The organism is Geodermatophilus obscurus, from assembly GCF_900143215.1.
Taxonomy (GTDB): Bacteria; Actinomycetota; Actinomycetes; order Mycobacteriales; family Geodermatophilaceae; genus Geodermatophilus; species Geodermatophilus obscurus_A.
Map to the genome: position 1 here is coordinate 1 of NZ_FRDM01000060.1, position 16658 is coordinate 16658.

Sequence of the window (16658 nt, forward strand, 5' to 3'; positions counted from 1 at the left end):
CCTCGCCGACCACCCAGACGGCGGGCGGGCGGATGCCCTCGTCGGCCAGGGTCTGCCCCAGGCCGGCGAGAGTGGTGCGCACCACGTGCTGGGTCGGCGTCGAGCCGTCGGCGACGACGGCCACCGGCGTCCCCGGCGCGCGGCCGTGCTCGACCAGCGCCGCGGCGATCTCCGGCGCGGTGTCGACGCCCATCAGGACGACGATGGTGCCGCGCAGCCGTCCCAGGGCCGCCCAGTCCACGAGGGACTGCGGGTGGCCCGGCGGCACGTGCCCGGAGACGACGACGAACTCGTGGGTCAGCCCGCGGTGGGTGACCGGGATGCCGGCCAGCCCCGGGACGCCGATCGCGCTGGTCACCCCGGGCACCACCTCCACCGGGACGCCTGCGGCGACACAGGCCTCGAGCTCCTCCATGCCGCGGCCGAAGACGAACGGGTCGCCGCCCTTGAGCCGCACCACCCGCTTCCCGGCCCGGGCGTGCTCGACCAGCAGGGCGTTGATCTGCTCCTGCGCCATGTACCGGCCGCGCGGCAGCTTGGAGGCGTCGATGACCTCCACGTCGGGCGGCAGCGAGGCCAGCAGCGACTGCGGCGCGAGGTGGTCGGCGAGGACGACGTCGGCCTGGGAGACCGCCTGCTGGCCGCGCACGGTGATCAGTCCGGGGTCGCCGGGGCCGCCGCCGACGAGGACGACCGAGCCGGGCCGCCCACCGGGACCCTCCCGCCCCGCGTGGTCGCGGATGGTGCCGTCGGTCAGGCCGGCCAGCACCGCGTCCCGCACACCGACCGCGCGCTGCGGGTCGCCGCCGCCGTGCACGCCGACGACGAGGTCGCCCTGCCGGCCGACGGCGGGGGTCCACACGCTGGACGCCGACCGGTCGTCGGCGCGGGCGCAGAACACCCGCGCCCGCTCGGCCTCCTCGGCGACCGCCGCGTTGACCGCGGGGTCGTCGGTCGCGGCCACCGCGTACCACGCGCCGTCCAGGTCGCCCGGCTCGTAGCGGCGGCGCAGCCAGGTGACCGCGCCCGGGCCGACCAGCGCCTCCAGCGCCGGCGTCACCTCGGGGCTGACCACCGTGACCCGGGCGCGGGCCTCCAGCAGCCCGGCGACGCGGCGGTGCGCCACCTGCCCGCCGCCCACGACGACGACCGCCCGGTCCAGCAGCCGCAGGCCGACCGGGTAGACCACCCCGCTCGCCGGGTCGACCGGGGTGGCGCTCACGGTCGTTCCTCGCCGGCGCTCGTCGCGGCCGCGAGCGGCGCTGCCGGGCCCACGCGTGCGCTCGCGAGCTCGCTCACGCCTTCTCCGTCACACCGGCCGAGTCGAACGTCGCCACCTCCCGCAGCGCCCGCGCCGCGCTGGCGACCAGCGGCAGCGCCAGCAGCGCGCCGGTGCCCTCGCCCAGGCGCAGGTCCAGCCCCAGCAGCGGGCGCAGGCGCAAGTGCCGCAGCGCGATGCCGTGGCCCGGCTCCGCGGAGGTGTGGCCGGCCAGCGCGTGCTCCAGCGCCGACGGGCAGAGCACGGCCGCGACCAGCGCCGCGGACCCGGCGATCACGCCGTCCAACAGCACCGGTACCCGCGCCGCCGCAGCACCCAGCACGAACCCGGCCAGCGCCGCGTGCTCCAGGCCGCCGACCTCGGCGACGGCGGCGAGCGCGGCCTCCGGCGTCGACGGCCGCTCCGGCACCCGCGCGGCCGCGCGGGCCACCACCTCGACCTTGCGGGCCAGCGTCTGGTCGTCGACCCCGGTGCCGCGGCCGGTCGCCTCGGCCGGGCTCGCGCCGGTGAACGCGCAGATCAGCGCCGCCGAGGCGGTCGTGTTGGTGATCCCCATGTCGCCGGTGACCAGGCAGCCGTGCTCGCGGGCCAGCTCGGTGGCCACCTCGATGCCGACCTCCACCGCGCGCCGGGCCTCGTCGAGGGTCATCGCCGGGCCGACGGCGAGGTCGGCGGTGCCGGACCGCACCTTGCGGGACAGCAGCGCGGGGTTGGGCTCGACGGCGTAGGGCGTGGCGACGCCGACGTCCACCACGACGACGTCGGCGCCGAGCTGCGCGGCGAAGGCGTTGACCACGGCACCGCCGCGGGCGAAGTTGGCCACCATCTGGGCGGTGACCTGCTGCGGCCACGGCGTGACCCCCTGGGCATGGACGCCGTGGTCGCCGGCGAAGACCGCGACCGCGGCGGGCGTGGGGAGCGGGGGCGGGCAGGTGCCGGCGGTGCCGGCCAGCTGCGCGGCGACGTCCTCCAGCACGCCGAGCGAGCCCGGCGGCTTGGTCATCCGGTCCAGCCGGTCGCGGGCGGCGCGCTCGGCCGTGGCGTCCCGGGGCGTGATCGCGGCGATCGTGTCGCCCAGCAGGGTGCCGGCGACGGGGGCGTCGGTGGCGGGGGCGTCGGTGGAGGGGGGCGTGGGGCGGCTCAGCGGATCTCCTCGGGGATGCGGGGCAGGTCCCGGAACGCCGGTGTCACGGGGAGCGCGGGGTCCAGGATGGCAGCGAGGTCGGCGGCGAAGGCCACCGAGGTGGCGGGATCGCGGACGGCGACCCGCAGGTGGTCGGGGGACAGCCCGGGGAAGGTGTCGCCGCGGCGCACCGCCCAGCCCCGGTCGCGGAGCGCGGCCCGCACCTGCGCGCCGTCGGGCACCCGCAGCAGCACGAACGACGACCGCGGCGTCCCGACGACCTCCACGGCCGGTGGCAGCGCGGCCAGCAGCGCCGCCCGGTGGACGGTCAGCTCCTGCGCCGCCGCCTCGGCCTCGGCGCGCGCGGCGGCGGTGGTGCACGAGGCCAGCGCGGCCAGCGCCGGCGTGGACACCGGCCAGTGCGGCTGCTGGGCGGCCAGCGCGGCGACCAGCTCCGGTGGGCCGAGCGCGTAGCCGACCCGGAGGCCGGCGAGCCCCCACGTCTTGGTCAGGCTGCGCACCACGAGCAGCCCGGGCAGGTCCCGGCGACCGGCCAGGGACGCCGGTTCACCGGGCACCGTGTCGGCGAACGCCTCGTCGACCAGCAGCACCCGTCCCGGCCGGGCCAGCGCGGCGACCTCGTCGGCCGGGTGCAGCACCGACGTCGGGTTCGTCGGGTTGCCCAGCACCACCAGGTCGGCGTCGTCCGGCACGCCCCGCAGCTGGTAGCCGGGCGGCTCGAGCAGCAGCCGCTCGACCCGGTGCCCGGCGGCGCGCAGCGCGGCCTCCGGCTCGGTGAACGACGGGTGGACGACGACCGCCCGGCGGGGTGCGAGCGCCCGCGCGACCAGCGTGAACGCCTCGGCGGCGCCGGCGGTGAGCAGCACCTCGTCGACCGGGCGGCCGTGCGCGGCGGCGACCGCGGCGCGGGCCGGACGCGCGTCGGGGTAGGCGGCGGCGTCGTCGAGGGCCTCGTGCAGGACGGCGCGCAGCCACGGCGGCGGCGTCCCGGCGCGCACGTTGACCGCGAGGTCGACCAGGCCGGGCGCGAGCTCGGCGTCCCCGTGGTGGTGCAACGACTCTGCCGCCCTCCGGGCTCCCACCGCATCCAGGTGCCCGGAAGGACCCCCTCCTCCCCACCCCTCGCGGGCTCGGGGCGGTACCCGGGAGGGGGCCGCGCTGAGCTCATCCGTCCTCGCCGTTCGGAGGGCCTCCGGCCCCCCACCCGGCGAGGACACGTCGCGGGCGCTCACCGCGCGACCGCCACGGTGACCCGGCCGACGACCGTGCGACCCACCAGCAGCGTTCCGCCGTCCAGCAGCGCCGCGGCCTCGGCCACCGACGGCGTCCCGACGGCCGCGGCCACCCGGGAGGACGGCGACGGCACGGGGACGGCGGCCAGCGCGGCGGCGGGGTGCCCGGTCAGCGGCCAGCTCCGGGTGGCCGCCGCCTCGACCAGCCCCGGCTCGGCGGCGCGGGTGTCGAGGGTGGCCAGCCGCACGCCGTCCGCGCCGGCGGGCAGGACGGCGTCCACCGCCGCCAGCACCTCCGCAGCGCTCACCCCCGGTCGCGCGCCGACGCCGACGACCGTCACGGGGTCACCCCCTCGGGCAGCGCGGCCAGCAGCGAAGCGGCGTCGCGGGGGAGGGCGCCGTCGGGCAGCAGGCCGAGCGCCCGCAGCCGGGCACCGACGATCAGCGCCCACGGGCGGTCGAGCCGGGCGCGGGCGAGCAGCGCGTCGTCGGCCAGCACGTCGGCGGGCACCCCCTGCACCACCGCGCGGTCGACCACGACGGCCACGTCGTCGGCCCAGCGCAGTGCCAGGTCGACGTCGTGGGTGCTCATGACGACGGTCGACCCAGACGCCCGCAGCCGCTCGAGCGCGGCCAGCGCCTCGGTGACCGCCGACGGGTCCAGGCCCGCGGTGGGCTCATCGAGCAGCAGCACGCACGGCCGCATCGCCACCGCGCCGGCGATCGCGACCCGCTTGCGCTCGCCGTAGGAGAGCTGGTGGGTGGGCCGACCGGCCAGGTGCTCGACGCCGAGCAGCGCGAGCGCCTCGGCGACGCGCTCCCGGACGGCGTCCTCGGCCAGGCCCAGGTTGAGCGGGCCGAAGGAGACGTCCTGCGCGACCGAGGCGCTGAACAGCTGGTCGTCGGGGTCCTGCAGCACCAGCTGCACCTCCTGCCGGTGCGCGCGCAGGCCGCGGCGGGTGTGCTGCAGCCGCGCCCCGTCCACCGCGACCGTGCCGGCGACCGGCTCCAGCGCCCCGGACAGGCAGCGCAGCAGGGTCGTCTTGCCCGAGCCGTTGGCCCCGAGCAGCGCCAGCCGGCGCCCGGCCGGCACGGTGAGCGAGGCACCGTCGAGCACCCGGCGGCCGCGCTCGTAGCCGGCGACCAGCGCCTCGGCGGTCAGCGTCCGGTGGCTCATGCGGCCAGCCCGACGGCCACGATGGCGGCCAGCCCGGCGACGGAGGCCGCCAGGAAGGCCCGGGAGGACGGCAGCACCTCGGGCAGCACCCGCAGGCCGGTCTCCATGCCGCGGCCGGCCAGCCCCTCCTGCATGCGGCGGGCGCGGTCCCAGGAGCGGGTGAGCACCGCGGCGGCCAGCGCGCCGGACGAGCGCCAGCCGCGGGCCGGCGTCGAGTAGCCCAGCCGGGCCGTCTGCGCCTCGCGCACGGTGCGCAGGCTCGCCAGCAGCACGAACAGCAGCCGGTAGGTGACCGCAGCGACCTCGACCACCGCCGCCGGCACCCGTAGGCCGCGCAGCGCGGGCAGCAGGTCCGACATCGGCGTGGTGGTGGCCAGCAGCAGCACCGCGGCGCTGCCGGCCAGCGCGTGCCCGGCGAGCGAGCCGGCGCGGGCGGCGGCGTCCGGCGCCCAGCCGAGGCCGCCGGTGCCCACGGTGACCACCGAGGTCAGCGCGCCGACGGCGATGAACGACAGCGGCCAGCGCACCGCCCGGCCGAACGTGCGCGCGGGCACCCGGGCCGGGCCGAGCGCGAGGACGACCGCGGTGAGCCCGACCAGCACGCTGCCCGGCCAGGCCGGCAGCGCCAGCGCGCACCCGACCAGGCCGCCGCAGAGCAGCAGTTTGTCGGCGGGGGAGCGGCGGCGCCAGGCGCTGGCCCAGGCGGCGTCGTCGACGGCGAGCCCGGTCATGCCGGGTCCACCGTGATCATCGGCGGGTGGCTGTCGACACGCCGCGGGACGGCGACCGCCCGACGACGACCACGGCCGACGGGAGCGCTCACGAGCCGCCGTCCTCCCGCGAGCGCTCGGCCGGGCGACGGCCGCGCAGCCGGCCGAGCACGTAGCCGAGCACCCCGCCGCCCAGCGCCGCCTGCAGGGCGAACAGGCCCGACTCCACCTCGGCCGACGACGGCGAGAACACCGACTCGAACCACGGCTGCGCGCCCTGCTCCTCGGCGAGCTCGGCGGCCGTGGCGTCGGTGCCGGCGAACTCCGACGTCCCGCCGTCCAGCACGAGCGGCAGCGCGATCAGCGCCACCACGCCGAGGACCAGCAGCGCGGTGACCAGCCGGGAGCGGGTCACCGCGTGGGCTCCGGCGCAGCCGCCAGCAGGCCGAGGCGCTCGAGCTCGGGGCGGGCGTTGGCGGTGAGCGTCCGGAACAGCAGCACGCCCAGCAGCCCCTCGCCGACCGCCAGCGGCACCTGGGTCAGCGCGAAGACGGAGAGGAACTTGACCAGCGCGCCGGCGACCCCGGTCTCGGCGTCGGGCAGGGCGAGGGCGAGCTGTCCGGCCGTCGTGACGTAGGTGGCGAGGTCGGCGGCGGCCATCGCGGCGAACACGCCGGGCAGCAGCCCGCCGCCGAGCCGGCGGACGAGCCGGTAGGCGCCGTAGCCGGCCCACGGACCGACCACCGCCATGGCGAAGGCGTTGGCGCCCAGCGTGGTCAGCCCGCCGTGCGCCAGCAGCAGCGCCTGGAACAGCAGCACGATGGTGCCGAGCAGCGCCATCACCGGCGGCCGGAACAGGACGGCGCCGGCCCCGGTGCCGGTGGGGTGGCTGGAGCTGCCGGTGAAGGAGGGCAGCTTCACCGCGCTGAGCACGAAGGTGAACGCGCCGGCCGCGCCGAGCAGCAGCGTGTTCTCCGGGCGCTCGCGCACCTCGATGACGACCTGCCGGGCGCCGTGGACGACGAAGGGCGCGGCGGCCAGCGTCCAGCCGACCGCGTGCGTCGCCGGCAGGAACCCCTCAGCGATGTGCATGCCGTGCCCCTTCCGGGAGGGCCGCCCGGTCCGTCGACCGCACGGCGCAGGCGGCGACGAACCGCTCGGCCAGGGCCGGGGACCCGGCCCAATTCAGATGCAGGTAGGACGCGTGCACGCCGCCCGAGACGAAGCCCTCGGGGTGGGCGGGTCCCTGGCGATCCGCCCACCGCCAGGCCGGCGCGGACCCGGCGGCCGGGGTGGCGACCGTGCGGTGGAACTCGTGGCCGCGCACCCGGGTGCCGGCCGGCGCGAGCACCGAGCCGCTGAGCGCGACGGCCTCCCGGTAGCCGAGGGTCAGCCGGTCGGACATCACGGCGTCGGTGGCGAGCACGCCGCACATCGGGACGCCGTCCAGGCTGCGGGCCAGGTAGAGCAGGCCGGCGCACTCGGCGGCGACCGGCCCGCCGCGGGTGGCGAGCGCGGCGATGTCAGCGCGCAGCGACTCGTTGGCCGAGAGGTCGGCGGCGTGCACCTCGGGGAACCCGCCGCCGACCACCAGGCCCGCGGTGCCCTCGGGGAGCGCCTCGTCGCGCAGCGGGTCGACGGTCACCACCTCGGCGCCGGCGGCCTCCAGGAGCTCGGTGTTCTCCGCGTACCCGAAGGTGAAGGCCGCACCGCCGGCGACGGCTATCCGCGGCCGGCCCTCCGCCCGGGGAACCTCGGCGGCGGGGTCCCACGGGACGGCATCCAGCGCGGGCGCGGTGCGGGCCAGCCGCAGGACGGCGTCCAGGTCGACCGCGCCGGCCACCACCCCACCGAGCCGGCCGACGGTGGCCAGCGCCTCGGCCGACCGCTCGGCCGCCGGCACCAGGCCGAGGTGCCGGGACGGCGTGCCCAGCTCGGCGAGCCGGCGGACCGCGCCCAGCACCGGCACCCCGGAGCCGCCCAGCGCGTCGCGGAGGATCTCCTCGTGCCGGTCGCTGCCGACCCGGTTGAGCACCACCCCGCCGAGCCGCACCGTCGGGTCGTAGGTGGCGAAGCCGTGCACCAGCGCGGCGACGCTCTGCGCCTGCGCGCTCGCGTCGACGACGAGCACCACCGGCGCGTGCAGCAGCCGGGCCACGTGCGCGGTGGAGGCGAACCCGGGTTCCAGGCCCGGCCGCGTGGCGCCGTCGAACAGGCCCATGACGCCCTCGACGACGGCGACGTCCGCACCACGGGCCCCGTGCAGGAACAGCGGGACGACGCGCTCCTCACCGACCAGCACCGGGTCGAGGTTGCGCCCCGGGCGCCCGGCGGCCAGGCCGGTGTAGCCCGGGTCGATGTAGTCGGGGCCGACCTTGTGCGGGGAGACGGCCAGGCCACGGGTGGTGAGCGCGGCGACCAGGCCGGTGGCGACCGACGTCTTGCCGGCGTTGCTCGACGGCGCGGCGACGACCACGCGCGGGACGGCGGCGCTCACCACTCGATCCCCCGCTGGCCCTTCTGGCCGGCGTCCATCGGGTGCTTGACCTTGGTCATCTCGACCACCAGGTCGGCGGCCTCGACCAGCGCCGGCGGGGCGTCCCGCCCGGTGACCACCACGTGCTGGGTGCCGGGGCGGTTCGTCAGCGTCTCGACGACGTCGTCGACGTCCACCCAGCCCCACTTCAGCGGGTAGGTGAACTCGTCGAGCACGTAGAAGCGGTGCGCCTCGGCGGCGAGGTCGCGCTTGATCTGCGCCCAGCCCTCGGCGGCGTCGGCGGCGTGGTCGACCTCGGTGCCCTGCCGGCGCGACCAGCTCCAGCCCGAGCCCATCTTGTGCCAGACCACCGGCCCGCCCTCGCCGGTCTGCTCGTGCAGCCGGCCCAGGGCGGTGAGCGCGTTCTCCTCGCCGACCCGCCACTTCGCGCTCTTGACGAACTGGTAGACCGCGATCGGCCAGCCCTGGTTCCACGCCCGCATCGCCATGCCGAACGCGGCGGTGGACTTGCCCTTCATCTCCCCGGTGTGGACGGCGAGCAGCGGCCGGTTGCGCCGCTGCCGCGTCGTCAGGCCGTCCTGCGGCGTGACCGCGACCTGCCCCTGCGGCACGTCAGGCCGCCTCTCGCACGCTGCGCACGGTCGCGGCCAGCGACTCGGCGGCCAGCTCGTCCAAGCGCAGGGTCTGCGCGCCGAGCGCCGTCCCGAGGGCGCCGGCCAGCCCGAGCCGCACCGGACCGGACTCGCAGTCGACGACCACGGCCGCCGTCCTGTCCGCGGCGAGCAGACCCGCCGCCCGCCGCGCCTGGCCCAGGTGGTCGCCGCCGCGCGCGCCGGTGGCCCGCCCGTCGGTGACGACGACGAGCAGCGGACGCCGCTGCGGGTCGCGGACCCGCTCGACCCGCAGCGTCTCGTGCGCGCGCAGCAGCCCGGCGGCCAGCGGGGTGCGCCCGCCGGTGGGCAGCCCGGTGAGCCGGGCCGCGGCGGCCTCGACCGACCAGGTCGGCGGCAGCGCCAGTTCGGCCTCGGTGCCGCGGAAGGTCACCAGGCCGACCTTGTCCCGGCGCTGGTAGGCGTCCAGCAGCAGCGAGAGCACCGCGCCCTTGACCGCGGCCATCCGCGAGCGGGAGCCCATCGAGCCGCTGGCGTCGACGACGAAGAGCACGAGATTGCCCTCCCGGCCCTCCAGGACGGCCTGGCGCAGGTCCTCCCGGGCGATCCGCAGCCCCGGGCCGGTGCGGCCCCGGGCGACCTGGTGCGGTGCGGCGGCGAGCACGGTGCCGGTCAGGTGCAGCCGGGTGACCGTGCCGCTCGGGCGGGTCGCGCCGACGACGCGGCCGCGGTCGCCGCGTGCCCGCGAGCGCCGGCCGGCCACGCCCGCGCCGATGCCGGGCACCTCGAGGCGGCGGGTGCGGAACGGGTCGGCGGGCGCCACCGCGGCGCGGTCGGGGGCCGGGGCGGCCTCGGTGGAGCCGCCGCCCTCGCCGCGGGGTGCCGTGGACGGAGGGGACGCCGCGGTGCCGCCGTCGGTCTCCGGCTGCGCACCGCCGTCGCCGGACGAGCCGGGGGGAGGCGGCGGAGGCGGGGTGCCACCGCCGTCGTCCGGGCCCTGGGGCGGGTCCTCGTCGGGACGGGCGTCGCTCAGCGCCTGCTCGAGGGTCTCGTCGTCCAGACCGGGCGCGTCGAACGGGTTGCGCCGCCGGCGGTGCGGGAGGGCCAGCCGGGCGGCCACCCGGACGTCGTCCTCGGTGACCTCGTCCCGGCCGCACCAGGCGGCGTGCGCGATCGCCGCGCGGGCGGTGACCAGGTCCGCGCGGAGCCCGTCGACGTCGAACGCCGCACACACCGCGGTCACCTGGCGCAGCGCGCCGTCGGAGAGGACGACGCGCGGCAGTCGGGCGCGGGCCTCGGCGATCCGGCGGGCCAGCCCGGCCTCCTCGTCGGCCCACGACGCGGCGAACCCGGCCGGGTCGGCGTCGTACGCGAACCGGCGGCGCACCACCTCGGCGCGCTCGGCCGGATCGCGGGGCGCGGCCACCTCCACGGTGAGCCCGAAGCGGTCGAGCAGCTGCGGGCGCAGCTCGCCCTCCTCGGGGTTCATCGTCCCGACCAGCAGGAACCGCGCGGCGTGCCGCACCGAGACGCCCTCGCGCTCGACGTAGGCGGTGCCCAGTGCGGCGGCGTCCAGGAGCAGGTCGACCAGGTGGTCGTGCAGCAGGTTGACCTCGTCGACGTAGAGCACGCCGCGGTGCGCGGCGGCCAGCAACCCGGGCTCGAAGGCCTTCACGCCCTCGGTGAGCGCCCGCTCGAGGTCCAGCGAGCCGACGACGCGGTCCTCCGAGGCGCCCACCGGCAGCTCGACCAGCCGCGCGGGCCGGGTCGGCCCCGGCGCGCCGGCGTCGTGCGGACCGTCGGGGCAGGCCGGGTCCGGAGCGGCCGGGTCGCAGGCGAAGCGGCACCCGGCGACGACGTCCACCGGGGGCAGGACGGCGGACAGCGCGCGCACCGTCGTCGACTTCGCCGTCCCCTTCTCGCCGCGGACGAGCACGCCACCGACGGCGGGGGAGACGGCGTTGAGCAGCAGGGCGAGCCGCATGTCGTCCATGCCGACGACGGCGCCGAAGGGGTACGTCATGCGAGGGCACGGATCCTCTCCCCGGGTGTCCACGCCCGGAGGTGGCAGGAGGCGGCGGCGGGAGTTCCTGACTCCCCGGCGGGTGCCGGGTCACAGTGGCGGGACCGCGCCGGAGTCGCACCGGGCTTCCTCCACTGCCGTCGCTGTGGCCGCGTCATCAGACCACGACCGCCCCGCCGGGGGACACCCCGGCCTCGTCTCTTGACGAGGTGGAAAGTGACCAGGCATTCTTTCCGACATGGAAAGCAACGAGGCCGTCGACCGTGCCGCCGCTCGGGCCGAGCTGGCCGCCCTGCAGGACGGCCGGACCCGGCTGGCGGACCGTCTGGAGCACGCCGGGCCGTGGTGGCCGTGGGACGTGGGGCTGGGCCTGTGGGTGTTCCTGCTGATCGGCTCGCAGTCCCTGCACGGCACGTGGGTGAGCGTTGCGGTGCTGGTGCTCGCCGTCGTGGGGGTGTGGGTCGCGTACGTCGCGTTCCGGCGGACGACCGGCGTGTGGGTCAACGGGTGGCGCCGTGGCCGGACGCGACGGGTGGTGTGGTCGTGGACCGCGATGTGCCTGGCCGTGTACCTGATCGCGCTCGTCGCCGAGAACGAACTGGGTCTGCGTGGTGCCATGGCGGTCGCCGGCGCGGTGCTGGGCGTGGTGCTCGCGGCCGTCAACCGCTGGTGGATGCGCGTCTACTCCGCCGAGCTGCGTGGCGAACGGTGACCGCGGTCGCGCCGCGCTTCGACGCGGTGATCCACCCGCCACCCCGGCTGCAGGTCTGCGGCCTGCTCGCCGCCGTCGACACGATGGACTTCGCCGCGGTCCGCGACACCGTCGGGATCAGCGACTCGGTGCTGTCCAAGCACGTCAAGCAGCTCGAGGAGGCCGGCTACGTGCGGGTGCACAAGGTGACCCGCGCCTCGCGGCTGCGCACCAGCCTGGCGCTCACCCGTCACGGGCGGGCCGCGTTCGACGCGCACGTCGCCGAGCTGCGCCGCATCACCGGCGGCTGAGCAGGGCCCCCGTCCTCCCCATCCTTCGGAGAAGGACCCCGTCCTCCTCACCGGGAAGGACCCGTCCTCCCACCCCTCGCAAGCTCGGGGCAGTGCCCGGGACGGGGCCAGCGGCAAGCCCCTGGACGGGCCGGCCGGCCAGGGACGGGGCCGCGCGGGACGCCGCAGCGGGGCCGGGAGACTGGGGCCGTGGCGGAACGGGGGTGGGGCGCGCGGGCGGTGGACCTGACCGTCGTGGTCGCCGGCGCCCTCGCCGTCACGCTGGCCTTCGACGTCCTCGACCTGCCCTCGCCGTCCCTGTTCGGCGGCCTGGTGGCCGGGTTGGTGCGCGGTCTGGCCGGACGTCGCCGGCTCGTCGTCCCGTGGCCGGCCACGACGGCGGCCCAGGGGCTGATCGGCGTCTCGATCGGCGCGCTGGTCGACCTGGACACCCTCGAGGCGATCAGCCGCGACTGGCTGCCGGTCCTGCTGGTCACCGTCAGCACCCTGCTGCTCAGCGTGCTGGCCGGGCTGCTCATGCGCCTGCAGCCCGGGGTCAGCCCGGTGACCGGGGCGTTCGCCATGGTCGCCGGAGGGGCGTCGGGCATCACGGCGATGTCCCGCGAGCTGGGCGCCGACGACCGGATGGTCGCCGTCCTCCAGTACCTGCGGGTGCTGCTCATCGTCGTCCTCATGCCGGTGGCGGCCACGGCCCTGTTCGGCGCCGAACCCGGCTCCGGGGGGACGACGGTGGGCGATGCCGGGCCCGGGTGGCCGGCCGGGCTGCTGTTCGCCGCGGTCTGCCTGGGCACCGGTGCACCGCTGGCCCGGCTGCTGCGGATCCCCGTGCCGACGCTGCTCGGGCCGATGCTGGTCGCCGCCGGGCTCGACCTCGGCGGGCTCTCGGGCGGGGCGGACGTCCCGGCGCCGTTGGAGACCGCGGCCTTCCTGGCCATCGGGCTGGTGGTCGGGCTGAACTTCGACCGGGACGGCCTGCGGACCGTCGGCCGGGCGCTGCCGCTCGCGCTCGCCGTGATCCTCGGCCTGGTGGCCGCCTGTGCCGGGCTGGGCGCGGTGCTCACGGCGACCACCGCCGCCAGCGCGCTGGACGCCTACCTCGCCACCACCCCCGGCGGGCTCTACGCGGTGCTGGCCACCGCCCAGGACAGCGGCGCCGACGCCACCTTCGTGCTCGCCGTGCAGGTGCTGCGGCTGTTCGTGATGCTGCTCTCGGCGCCGCTGCTGGCGCGCTGGCTGCGGCGCGCCGGGGGGACCTGAGGGCGGACCGCCCTCTCCGCCCCGGACGGCACCGTGCCGCGGCGGCCGGGCGCGCCTACCCTCGACCGGGTGTCGGAGGAGGTGAGGGAGCTGTCCGAGGACCGGACCGGCGCGGACGCCGGCACGCAGGACGCGGTGCTGCTGTTCGTCGGTGGCCCGCTCGACGGTCGGGTGGAGATCCGCGAGGCGCGGCACGGGGAGCCCCTGCCGACCGTCACGCACGTGCACCTGCACGGCGGTCCCAAGGTCGTGCACCGCTACGACCTGACCCCGCTCGGCCCGCAGGCCGGGGTCTACCACCTGCGCCCCCGGCAGACGGTGCGCGACCAGTCCGTCGCGGAATGATCCGTACACCTGTCACACCCGGGTCCTGACGGACGGCACTGCCCGGGTGACCGGGCCGGCTGACACCGTCGGCGCATGACCGGCGACCCGCTGCTCCTGCTCCACGTGACCGCCGGGACGGCGGGACTGCTGCTCGGACCCGTGTGGCTCGTCGCCCGCCTGGTGGGGGCGCGGGCGCGGGGCCCGGCCGGCGCCTACCAGGCGGCGGTCGCCGGTGTCGCGGCGAGCGGCGCGGTCCTGGCGGTGTCGGCACCCGGCCTGGGCTGGCTGCTCCCGGTGGCCGTGGCCACGGAGGGGCTCGCGGTCGCCGGTGCGCTGGCCCGGCGACAGGCGTGGCCCCGCTGGCGGACCCTGCAGCCGCACCTGCTGGGAGGTTCCTACATCGCGCTGGTCACCGGGCTGCTGGTGGCTCCACGGGGAACCCGGTGTGGTGGGTGCTGCCCGCGCTGGTCGGTCAGGTGCCCATCGCCGCCGCGAAGCGCCGGCTCCACGCTGCCGCTGCCGGTGCCGGTGTCGCGGTGCCGGCCGCTCAGGTGCGGCGCAGCACCAGCGCCAGGTAGCCGAACTCGTCGCGGTGCTCCTGCCGGACCTCGACCTCGCTGCGGGCCTCGGCCAGGACCTCGGCCGTCCCGGGGTCCGGGTCCGGCAGCGCCTCGATCACTGCGTCGATCGCCGCGGCCAGCGGTCGGTGGTACTCGTCGGTCCAGTCCGCGTCGGGCAGCAGGTGCGTCGCCAGGACCTCGTAGCCCGCCGACCGGGCCGCCGCGACCAGCGCCGCCTCGTCGCGCATCGCCGGGTAGTGCGCCCAGAACCGGCGGGGCTCCGCGGAGGGCGCGGTCGTCGTCCAGACCGCGTCGGTGAGCACCAGCGCCCCCCCGGGCCGCAGCAGCCGGCGCCACTCGTGCAGCGCCCGGTCCACGCCCATCAGGTAGGCCGCGCCCTCGCACCACAGCAGGTCGAACGTGCCGTCGGGGTGGGGCAGCGCGGTCATCGACGCCCGCTCGACGGCGATCCGTCCGGCGAGGCCGGCGTCCTGCGCGGCACTGCGGGTGCGGCGCAGGAACGGCTCGTGCAGGTCCACGGCGGTCACCCGCGCGCCGGCGCCGGCCAGCACCAGCGACGCCCGACCGGGACCGCAGCCGACGTCGAGGGCGCGGGGCGAGGCCGGCAACGGCGCGGTGAGCTCCAGCAGGGTCCGGGTGGTCGCGTCCGAGCCCACGCCCTCGCGCGGCAGGTCGCTGTGCAGTGCCCAGAAGACCTCGGCGGCGTCCTCCGCGGTCAGCGGCGGTGCAGTGCGCGCAGCGCCGTCACCACGTCGTCGAAGACCGCCCGCCCGAGCGCCGCGCCCTCCCGGCGGGCCGAGCCGGGCGGCAGGAGCAGCAGGCGGTCCAGGCGCACCTCGCTGGGCCGCCCGCGCGGGTCCCACCCGCCGCGGCCGACGTCCATCCAGGTGCGGCCGTGCCGGGCCTCGTCCGCGGCGTCCCGGTCGTGGTCCTGGCTGGAGAGCATCAGGCCGACCAGGTCGGCGCCCCGGCGGCCGGCGACGAGCACCGGGCGGTCCTTGCCGCGGCCGTCACCCTCGTCGTAGGGCACCCACGCCCACACGACCTCGCCCGGGTCGGGCTCGCCGTCGTCCTGCGGACGGAAGGCGAGGTCCACGCCGTCCAGGCCGCCGGGGAGGTCCCGGACGCCGCCGCCGGGCCCGCGGGCGACGGACGGACCGGGCCGCGCAGCAGGTGGACCGGGACGGGCGGCTGGTTCGGGCCGCGTGGCGGGCGGCCGCACGACCGCGCGCAGCAGCGACCTGAGCACCCGGGGCAGGGACGGTCCGGCCATGCCCGGCACGGTACGGGTGGGGCGGGTGGTGCTGGTCGGGTGTTCCGTGTGACACACAGGTGTCAATCCGTCACCAACACGGTTGGACGTGCCGAGGGAGGGGCACCATGTCGGCACGGGGACCCGGGCACAGCCGACCCCGAGAGAGGGGGGTCGCCATGACCTCGGCTGAGCCGCTTCCCCCTGCTTTGCCGCGGGGGCGCGAGGTGAAGGCGAGCGTGCTCGCCGCCTTCCAGCTCGTGGAGGACGCACGGTACCTGGGCACCGGTCCACGGACCCGGCGCGGTCGCCGACGGGCCATCGCCGAACGCACCGTCGCCTACCGGAGGCTCGCCCGCGACCTGCGCGTCGGCTGAAACGGACCCCCTGCCCCCACCGCTCGCAGGCTCGCGGCGGGACCTTGCCGGGGCCGGCGGCCCCGTCCCTGGCCGGCCCCGTCCCACCCTGAGCCTGCGAAGGGTGGGGAGGACGAGGTCCTTCCACGGTGAGGAGGACGGGGCCCTCCTTCAGGCGACGCAGAACTCGTTGCCCTCGGGGTCGGCCAGGGTGACCCACTCGAACGGGCCCTGCGAGGCCCGGTGGAGCTCGGTGGCGCCCAGTCCCAGGAGGCGGCCGACCTCGCCCTCCCGCCGATCTGCGCCGACGTGCACGTCCAGGTGCACGCGGTTCTTGACGGTCTTGGCCTCCGGGACCTGCTGGAAGAGCACCCGCGGCCGGTCGGGGTCGGGCGAGGTGATCGCTGCGCCCGAGCGCCAGACCAGCGCGCCGCGGTGCGTGGTGGTGTCCGCCTCGGTCGCTGCGCCCGTCGCGACCATGCGGCGGATGAACGCCTCGTCCTGCGGTTCGACCTGCCACCCGAGGACCTCGGCCCACCAGTCGGCCTGTCCGTGCGGGTCGGCGCAGTCGATCACGATCTGGATGTCGGTGGCCATGCGCGGACGATAGGGCGGGTCGCCGACGGATCCCGGCCTCCCTGCAGGCGGCCGCCGTGAGCCTGCGAGCGGTGAGGAGGACGGGTCCGCTCAGAGCTCCTGCGCCAGCTCGGCGCGCATCTCCTCCTGCCCGGGCAGTGGCGTGCTCAGCCCGCAGTGGTCGCGCAGCACCTCGCCCAGTGACGGGAAGGTCGAGCGCTCGACCTGCCGGCCGGCGTCCCACAGCCCCGAGCGCATGACCGCCTTGCCGCACTGGAAGTACGCCTGCTCGACGGTCAGCACCAGCACCGACCGCGGCGGGCGGCCGAACTCGGTCAGGTCCACGCCGACGTCGTCCGGGCCCACGAGGGTCGTCGTCCCGAACACCTTGAGGGTCTCCTCGAAGCCGGGCACGAAGAACAGCAGGGCGGCGTGCGGGTTGCCCACGGTGTTGCGCAGGCTGTCGACCCGGTTGTTGCCCTGCCGGTCCGGGAGGGCGAGCGTCCGCTCGTCGAGGACCCGCGCGAACCCCGGGTCGCCGCCACGCGGGGAGACGTCGGGCCGGCCGTCGGGCGCCGCCGTGGCCAGCGTGGCGAACGGCGACAGCGCGATGAAGGCCCGGCAGTGCCGGTCC

General features: G+C 77.4%; 20 protein-coding genes and 1 riboswitch. Of the genes, 5 read left to right on the plus strand and 15 right to left on the minus strand.

Annotated features, from left to right (window positions below):
* The 11 genes from cobA to BUB17_RS23900 form a co-directional block, all read right to left on the minus strand.
* Window positions 1-1222, minus strand: a 1222-nt coding sequence (gene cobA, locus BUB17_RS23850) for a uroporphyrinogen-III C-methyltransferase (protein ID WP_072921138.1), incomplete at its 3' end; no start/stop codon positions are given.
* A gap of 73 nt (window positions 1223-1295) precedes the next feature.
* Complete coding sequence (cobT, locus tag BUB17_RS23855; RefSeq protein ID WP_280173911.1) at window positions 1296-2423, minus strand: nicotinate-nucleotide--dimethylbenzimidazole phosphoribosyltransferase; 1128 nt, start codon at window positions 2421-2423, stop codon at window positions 1296-1298.
* Window positions 2420-3655: an Rv2231c family histidinol phosphate aminotransferase CobC gene (gene cobC / locus BUB17_RS23860; protein WP_348537058.1), complete on the minus strand. Its 1236-nt coding sequence runs from the start codon at window positions 3653-3655 to the stop codon at window positions 2420-2422. Before cobC ends, cobT begins: the two co-directional genes overlap by 4 nt.
* Window positions 3652-3996: a cobalamin biosynthesis protein gene (locus tag BUB17_RS23865; protein ID WP_072921140.1), complete on the minus strand. Its 345-nt coding sequence runs from the start codon at window positions 3994-3996 to the stop codon at window positions 3652-3654. Before BUB17_RS23865 ends, cobC begins: the two co-directional genes overlap by 4 nt.
* Complete coding sequence (locus BUB17_RS23870; RefSeq protein ID WP_072921141.1) at window positions 3993-4832, minus strand: energy-coupling factor ABC transporter ATP-binding protein; 840 nt, start codon at window positions 4830-4832, stop codon at window positions 3993-3995. Before BUB17_RS23870 ends, BUB17_RS23865 begins: the two co-directional genes overlap by 4 nt.
* Window positions 4829-5563: a cobalt ECF transporter T component CbiQ gene (cbiQ, locus tag BUB17_RS23875; RefSeq protein ID WP_072921142.1), complete on the minus strand. Its 735-nt coding sequence runs from the start codon at window positions 5561-5563 to the stop codon at window positions 4829-4831. Before cbiQ ends, BUB17_RS23870 begins: the two co-directional genes overlap by 4 nt.
* An 88-nt stretch (window positions 5564-5651) precedes the next feature.
* Window positions 5652-5957, minus strand: a complete 306-nt coding sequence (locus BUB17_RS23880) for an energy-coupling factor ABC transporter substrate-binding protein (protein WP_072921143.1) — start codon at window positions 5955-5957, stop codon at window positions 5652-5654.
* Window positions 5954-6634, minus strand: coding sequence for an energy-coupling factor ABC transporter permease (locus BUB17_RS23885; RefSeq protein ID WP_072921144.1), 681 nt, complete (start codon window positions 6632-6634; stop codon window positions 5954-5956). The genes BUB17_RS23880 and BUB17_RS23885 overlap by 4 nt, the downstream gene beginning before the upstream one ends.
* Window positions 6621-8039: a cobyrinic acid a,c-diamide synthase CobB gene (locus BUB17_RS23890; RefSeq protein WP_244277459.1), complete on the minus strand. Its 1419-nt coding sequence runs from the start codon at window positions 8037-8039 to the stop codon at window positions 6621-6623. Before BUB17_RS23890 ends, BUB17_RS23885 begins: the two co-directional genes overlap by 14 nt.
* Window positions 8036-8650 carry a cob(I)yrinic acid a,c-diamide adenosyltransferase gene (gene cobO / locus BUB17_RS23895; protein WP_072921146.1) on the minus strand — a complete coding sequence of 205 codons (615 nt, stop codon included), beginning with the start codon at window positions 8648-8650 and terminating at the stop codon, window positions 8036-8038. The genes BUB17_RS23890 and cobO overlap by 4 nt, the downstream gene beginning before the upstream one ends.
* 1 nt (window position 8651) lies before the next feature.
* On the minus strand, window positions 8652-10673 hold the full coding sequence (locus BUB17_RS23900; RefSeq protein WP_072921147.1) for a putative cobaltochelatase: 2022 nt from the start codon (window positions 10671-10673) through the stop codon (window positions 8652-8654).
* A gap of 61 nt (window positions 10674-10734) precedes the next feature.
* A riboswitch (cobalamin riboswitch) is annotated at window positions 10735-10805 on the minus strand.
* A gap of 106 nt (window positions 10806-10911) precedes the next feature.
* Here BUB17_RS23900 and BUB17_RS23905 point away from each other — a divergent pair.
* The 4 genes from BUB17_RS23905 to BUB17_RS23920 all read left to right on the plus strand — a co-directional run bounded on the left by BUB17_RS23905 (window position 10912) and on the right by BUB17_RS23920 (window position 13277).
* Entirely contained in the window at window positions 10912-11385 is a 474-nt protein-coding gene (locus BUB17_RS23905; RefSeq protein WP_072921148.1) for a hypothetical protein, read from the plus strand.
* Window positions 11382-11675: a transcriptional regulator gene (locus BUB17_RS23910; RefSeq protein WP_072921149.1), complete on the plus strand. Its 294-nt coding sequence runs from the start codon at window positions 11382-11384 to the stop codon at window positions 11673-11675. Before BUB17_RS23905 ends, BUB17_RS23910 begins: the two co-directional genes overlap by 4 nt.
* A 189-nt stretch (window positions 11676-11864) precedes the next feature.
* Window positions 11865-12932 (plus strand): AbrB family transcriptional regulator, encoded by a 1068-nt coding sequence (locus BUB17_RS23915; protein ID WP_072921150.1) that lies wholly within the window; start codon window positions 11865-11867, stop codon window positions 12930-12932.
* A gap of 69 nt (window positions 12933-13001) precedes the next feature.
* Window positions 13002-13277, plus strand: coding sequence for a hypothetical protein (locus tag BUB17_RS23920; RefSeq protein ID WP_244277460.1), 276 nt, complete (start codon window positions 13002-13004; stop codon window positions 13275-13277).
* A gap of 529 nt (window positions 13278-13806) precedes the next feature.
* On the opposite strand, the gene BUB17_RS23925 is transcribed toward BUB17_RS23920, so the two are convergent.
* On the minus strand, window positions 13807-14496 hold the full coding sequence (locus BUB17_RS23925) for a class I SAM-dependent methyltransferase (protein ID WP_244277461.1): 690 nt from the start codon (window positions 14494-14496) through the stop codon (window positions 13807-13809).
* A gap of 59 nt (window positions 14497-14555) precedes the next feature.
* Window positions 14556-15113: a type II toxin-antitoxin system PemK/MazF family toxin gene (locus tag BUB17_RS23930; protein ID WP_072921156.1), complete on the minus strand. Its 558-nt coding sequence runs from the start codon at window positions 15111-15113 to the stop codon at window positions 14556-14558.
* A gap of 218 nt (window positions 15114-15331) precedes the next feature.
* On the opposite strand from BUB17_RS23930, the gene BUB17_RS27185 reads away from it, so the two are divergent.
* Window positions 15332-15469: a hypothetical protein gene (locus BUB17_RS27185; protein ID WP_175561471.1), complete on the plus strand. Its 138-nt coding sequence runs from the start codon at window positions 15332-15334 to the stop codon at window positions 15467-15469.
* A gap of 150 nt (window positions 15470-15619) precedes the next feature.
* Here BUB17_RS27185 and BUB17_RS23935 read toward each other — a convergent pair whose 3' ends face one another.
* The gene (locus BUB17_RS23935; protein ID WP_072921152.1) at window positions 15620-16045 is read right to left on the minus strand and encodes a VOC family protein; all 426 of its coding nucleotides are present in this window, start codon (window positions 16043-16045) and stop codon (window positions 15620-15622) included.
* A 90-nt stretch (window positions 16046-16135) separates the two neighbouring features.
* On the minus strand, window positions 16136-16658 hold a 523-nt coding region (locus BUB17_RS23940), incomplete at its 5' end, for an MSMEG_1061 family FMN-dependent PPOX-type flavoprotein (RefSeq protein ID WP_072921153.1).